Origin of the sequence: Coprococcus intestinihominis, assembly GCF_040096555.1 — a bacterium.
GTDB lineage: Bacteria > Bacillota > Clostridia > Lachnospirales > Lachnospiraceae > Coprococcus_A > Coprococcus_A intestinihominis.
The window spans coordinates 1-4,835 of the sequence record NZ_JBBMEK010000256.1 but is presented as its reverse complement, the minus strand read 5'-3'; the positions used below and the strand labels follow the sequence as shown (position 1 = coordinate 4,835).

Below are 4,835 nucleotides of genomic sequence, written 5' to 3'. Positions count from 1 at the left end.
CATGCGGTTCTCCATGCGGCAGAACAGAAGATTATGATATGAAAGGCATCTGGGAAGCAGATGAGGATATTCGTTCATTAAAATCACTGATTCTTTTTGGTATCCGAGGTATGGCAGCCTATGCTTATCATGCTGCTGTGCTTGGATACACTGACAAAGATGTTAATCAATTTTTCTATAAGGCTCTTTTTGTCATCGGTGAAAACTGGAAAGTGGATGAACTTTTGCCGGTAGTTATGGAAGTGGGAGAAGTGAATCTGAAGTGTATGGCACTCTTGGATAAGGCCAATACAGAGACTTACGGGACGCCGGAGCCGACAACCGTTCCTTTAACTGTAGAAAAAGGCCCGTTTATTGTTGTGACAGGTCATGATCTGTATGATCTCAAACAGCTTTTGGAGCAGACAAAGGATAAGGGTATCAATATTTACACCCATGGCGAGATGCTTCCGGCTCATGCTTATCCTGAGTTGAAAAAATATCCGCATCTTAAAGGCAATTTCGGTACCGCATGGCAGAACCAGCAGAAAGAATTTGCCAATATGCCAGCGCCGGTTCTGTTTACAACCAACTGTCTGATGCCGCCAAAAGCAAGTTACGCAGACAGAGTATTTACTACAGAGATGGTGTCTTATCCGGAAATCGTGCATATCGGCGATGAAAAAGATTTCTCACCGGTGATCGAGAAAGCGTTGGAACTTGGTGGTTATAAGGAAGATCAGCAATTTACCGGCATCAACGGCGGGCATGAAGTGACAACCGGTTTTGGTCACGGCACAATTCTGTCAGTGGCTGATAAAGTGGTTGAAGCGGTTAAAGCCGGAGATATCCGTCATTTCTTCCTGGTGGGCGGCTGTGACGGTGCAAGACCGGGCAGAAATTATTTCACGGATTTTGTGAAGCAGACACCAAAGGATAGCATTGTACTGACATTAGCCTGTGGTAAGTACCGTTTTAACGATTTGGATCTGGGAACCATTGGCGGTCTGCCTCGCCTTATGGATATGGGACAATGTAATGATGCTTATGGCGCGATCCAGGTGGCAGTGGCGCTGGCCAATGCCTTTGGCTGTGGTGTCAATGATCTGCCGTTGTCCATGGTACTGTCCTGGTATGAGCAGAAAGCGGTCTGCATCCTGCTGACGCTGCTGCATCTCGGCATCAAGAATATTCTTCTCGGACCGACACTGCCGGCATTTATCTCACCAAATGTACTGAAGATTCTGGTGGATACCTACAATATCGGTGCGGTGACAACACCGGAAGCAGATATGGCACGGTGTCTCGGAATGCAATCATAAGATGTTGGGGTCAATCACAAGAGTAGTTCAGGTGGTGTCTTATATAGTCGTAAACAGGACGAAGTATATGATTCAATTGGAAAATACAGGGAAAACTCATGTCAAACTGCACAAAAACAGAGACTTAAAATATGAATAACTAACAATTTGACAAAAAAGCAAGAGAATTCTCTTGCTTTTTTTGTTGAAGTGCTATATGATGTAATTACAGAGTTGGAAACGTTTCCAGAAACGTTTCCGGGAAGGTTTTATCTTTAAAACGAGGAGGAATCATAATGAAAAAAAGAAGTTTATTAGCTCTGGCCATGGTTGGCGCACTCAGTGTTTCCATGCTTGCAGGCTGTGGCAGCTCTTCAACAAAAGAGACACAGGCTCCTGCAGGTTCTGAGGCAGCAACAGAGGCAGCAACAGAGGCAGCGAAAGAAAGCACAGCAGCAGGCGACGGCAAGGTTTATTATTTGAACTTTAAGCCTGAACAGGATGCACAGTGGCAGGAACTGGCTAAGCTGTACACAGAAGAGACTGGTGTTCCTGTAACAGTTTTAACAGCTGCATCAGGTAATTATGAGACAACACTGAAGTCAGAGATGGCTAAGACAGATGCACCAACATTATTCCAGGTAAATGGTCCTGTTGGTCTGGCTTCTTGGAAAGATTACTGCTACGATCTGAAGGATTCTAAGATCGCAGGTGAACTGACAAATGATGAATTTGCTCTGATGGATGGCGATTCTATGGCAGGTATCGGCTATGTTATCGAGACATACGGCATCATTTACAACAAAGCCCTTCTTGAAAAAGCAGGTTATACACAGGATGATATCAAGAGCTTTGATGATCTGAAGAAAGTTGCTGAAGACATCACAGCACGTAAGGATGAGCTTGGCTTCTCAGCCTTTACATCCGCAGGTATGGATGGCTCTTCTGACTGGAGATTCAAGACACATCTTGCAAATCTTCCAATCTACTATGAATACAAAGCAGACGACATCAATACAACAGATGCCATCAAAGGTACATACCTTGACAACTATAGAAATATCTGGGATCTTTACATCAACAACGCAACATGTGATCCGTCCCTTCTTTCCACAAAGACAGGTGATGATGCAGTTGCTGAATTCGTAACAGAACAGGCTGTATTCTATCAGAATGGTACATGGGCATACAACGATGTTGCAGAACTCGGTGATGACAAACTTGGCATGCTGCCAATCTACATCGGTGCTGAAGGTGAAGACAAACAGGGTCTTTGTACAGGTACAGAGAACTACTGGTGTGTTAACAGCAAAGCAAGCGAAGCAGATATCCAGGCTACACTTGATTTCATGTACTGGTGTGTAACATCTGAAGTTGGTACAAAAGCTATGTGCGGCGGCGAAGGTGCAATGCCATCCGGTGACGCAGGCATGGGCTTTGTTATTCCTTTCAAAGGCAACCTTGAATCATCCAATCCTCTGGTTAACATCGCTAACCAGTATGTAGCTGATGGCTATACACCAGTTGCATGGACATTCTCCACAATGCCTTCAGAAGAATGGAAGAACGGTGTTGGTTCTGCTCTGACAACATACGCAGCAGACCAGACAGATGATAACTGGGCAGCAGTTGTAAGCGCATTCGTAGACGGATGGGCTAAAGAAGCAGCAGCTTCCAAATAATCAGGAACGCAAACGGTTTTATATCGTAACTGTAGATTAAAAGACAGTGGGCGGGCATCCCTTGCCCGCCCACTGGTTTTTTATGCGGGTAGAATCTGCCAGGCATATTTGGACTCGCACTTTTATCAACTTAAGAGGGAGGTTGATTTTGTGGAAAAGGCCATTAAACGTTATCTTCCGATATTCGTTTTACCGACTCTGGCTGCATTTATCATAGGTTTTATCGCACCGTTTATTATGGGTGTTGGACTGTCCTTTTGTGAATTCACGACAGTCAAAGATGCGAAATTTGTAGGTATCAGCAATTATGTAAAAGCATTTCAGGATACAATTTTCAGACATTCGTTTTGGTATACGGCACTTTTTGCGATTGTATCACTGATAGTGATTAATGTCTGCGCCTTTGCACTGGCGCTGGCTCTGACGAGGAAAATGAGAGGAACAAACATTTTCAGGACGATTTTCTTTATGCCGAACCTGATCGGTGGTATTGTTCTTGGATATATATGGCAGCTGATTTTTAACGGTATTCTTGCAAAATATTCCACAGCGCTGGCATTGAACCAGTGGCTGGGCTTCTGGGGACTGATCATTCTGGTATCATGGCAGCAGATTGGTTATATGATGATCATCTATATTGCCGGACTTCAATCTATTCCTGGAGAAGTTATGGAAGCAGCACAGATTGACGGTGCCAACAGCTGGCAGCGCTTATGGAAAGTTACCATTCCGATGATGATGCCGTCTATTACGATTTGTACATTCTTATCCATTACCAACGGATTTAAGCTTTTCGACCAGAACCTGTCATTGACAGCTGGTGAGCCGTCCAAATTATCTGAAATGATGGCGCTGAATATTTACAACACATTCTATGGCCGTTCAGGATGGGAAGGTGTTGGGCAGGCCAAAGCGGTTATTTTCTTTGTCATCGTTGTGGCTATTGGTCTTATTCAGCTGAGAGCAACACGTTCGAAGGAGGTGCAGCAGTAAATGAAGAACAAAAAGACATTGAGCTGGATCGGTACAATCTTTTTTACCATATTGGGTCTCATTTATATTGCACCGATTATTATTGTATTACTTAACTCATTTAAGAAGAAATCATTTATCAATCTGGAACCGTTCAAGCTTCCGTCAGCGAAGAATTTCATTGGTCTGGACAACTATACAACTGCGTTGGATCAGTATGGCCTGCTGAAGGCTGTAGGATGGACAGTATTTATTACTGTGGGTTCTGTTATCGTTATTCTGATCTGTACTTCTATGTGCGCATGGGCAATTACCCGAGTGAAGAATAAGTTTACCAATGCATTTTATTTATTATGTGTTTTCTCAATGGTTGTACCATTTCAGATGGTTATGTTTACATTGTCATTGATCGCAGACCGTCTCAAATTAAATACACCTTGGGGTATCATTATTATTTATCTGGGATTTGGTGCCGGGTTGGCTGTCTTTATGTTCTGCGGTTTTGTTAAATCCATTCCTATTGAAATAGAAGAAGCGGCTATGATTGACGGATGCAATCCGGTGCGTACATTCTTCTCAGTTGTATTGCCGATCATGCAGCCAACTTATATTTCAGTTGGTATTCTTGAGACAATGTGGATCTGGAATGACTTCCTGCTGCCATATCTTGTTTTGGATATTAATAAATATAAGACGATTTCCATCGCAATCCAGTATATGAAGGGCAGTTATGGACGAGTAGATATGGGCGCGATCATGGCGGCGCTGATTATGGCGGTTATTCCTGTTATTATCTTTTATCTTGCCTGCCAGAAATATATTATCGAGGGTGTTGCAGCCGGTGCTGTTAAGGGTTAGAATTGTATGCGAAAATCCTGCTGAGAAATGTGTCTGCGAAGCA

The 4,835-nt window shown here is 43.5% G+C and carries 4 protein-coding genes; all 4 read left to right on the top strand.

Going from position 1 to position 4,835, the window contains the following annotated elements:
- The coding region (gene hcp, locus WMO25_RS15055) for a hydroxylamine reductase (RefSeq protein ID WP_349085997.1) at nt 1-1,301 on the top strand (1,301 nt) is incomplete at its 5' end.
- A gap of 275 nt (nt 1,302-1,576) precedes the next feature.
- Nucleotides 1,577-2,962 (top strand): ABC transporter substrate-binding protein, encoded by a 1,386-nt coding sequence (locus WMO25_RS15050; RefSeq protein ID WP_349085996.1) that lies wholly within the window; start codon nt 1,577-1,579, stop codon nt 2,960-2,962.
- Between the two features lie 150 nt (nt 2,963-3,112).
- Nucleotides 3,113-3,955: a carbohydrate ABC transporter permease gene (locus tag WMO25_RS15045; RefSeq protein ID WP_117528612.1), complete on the top strand. Its 843-nt coding sequence runs from the start codon at nt 3,113-3,115 to the stop codon at nt 3,953-3,955.
- Nucleotides 3,956-4,792, top strand: a complete 837-nt coding sequence (locus WMO25_RS15040) for a carbohydrate ABC transporter permease (protein ID WP_215631991.1) — start codon at nt 3,956-3,958, stop codon at nt 4,790-4,792.
- The last annotated feature ends 43 nt before the right edge of the window (nt 4,793-4,835 follow it).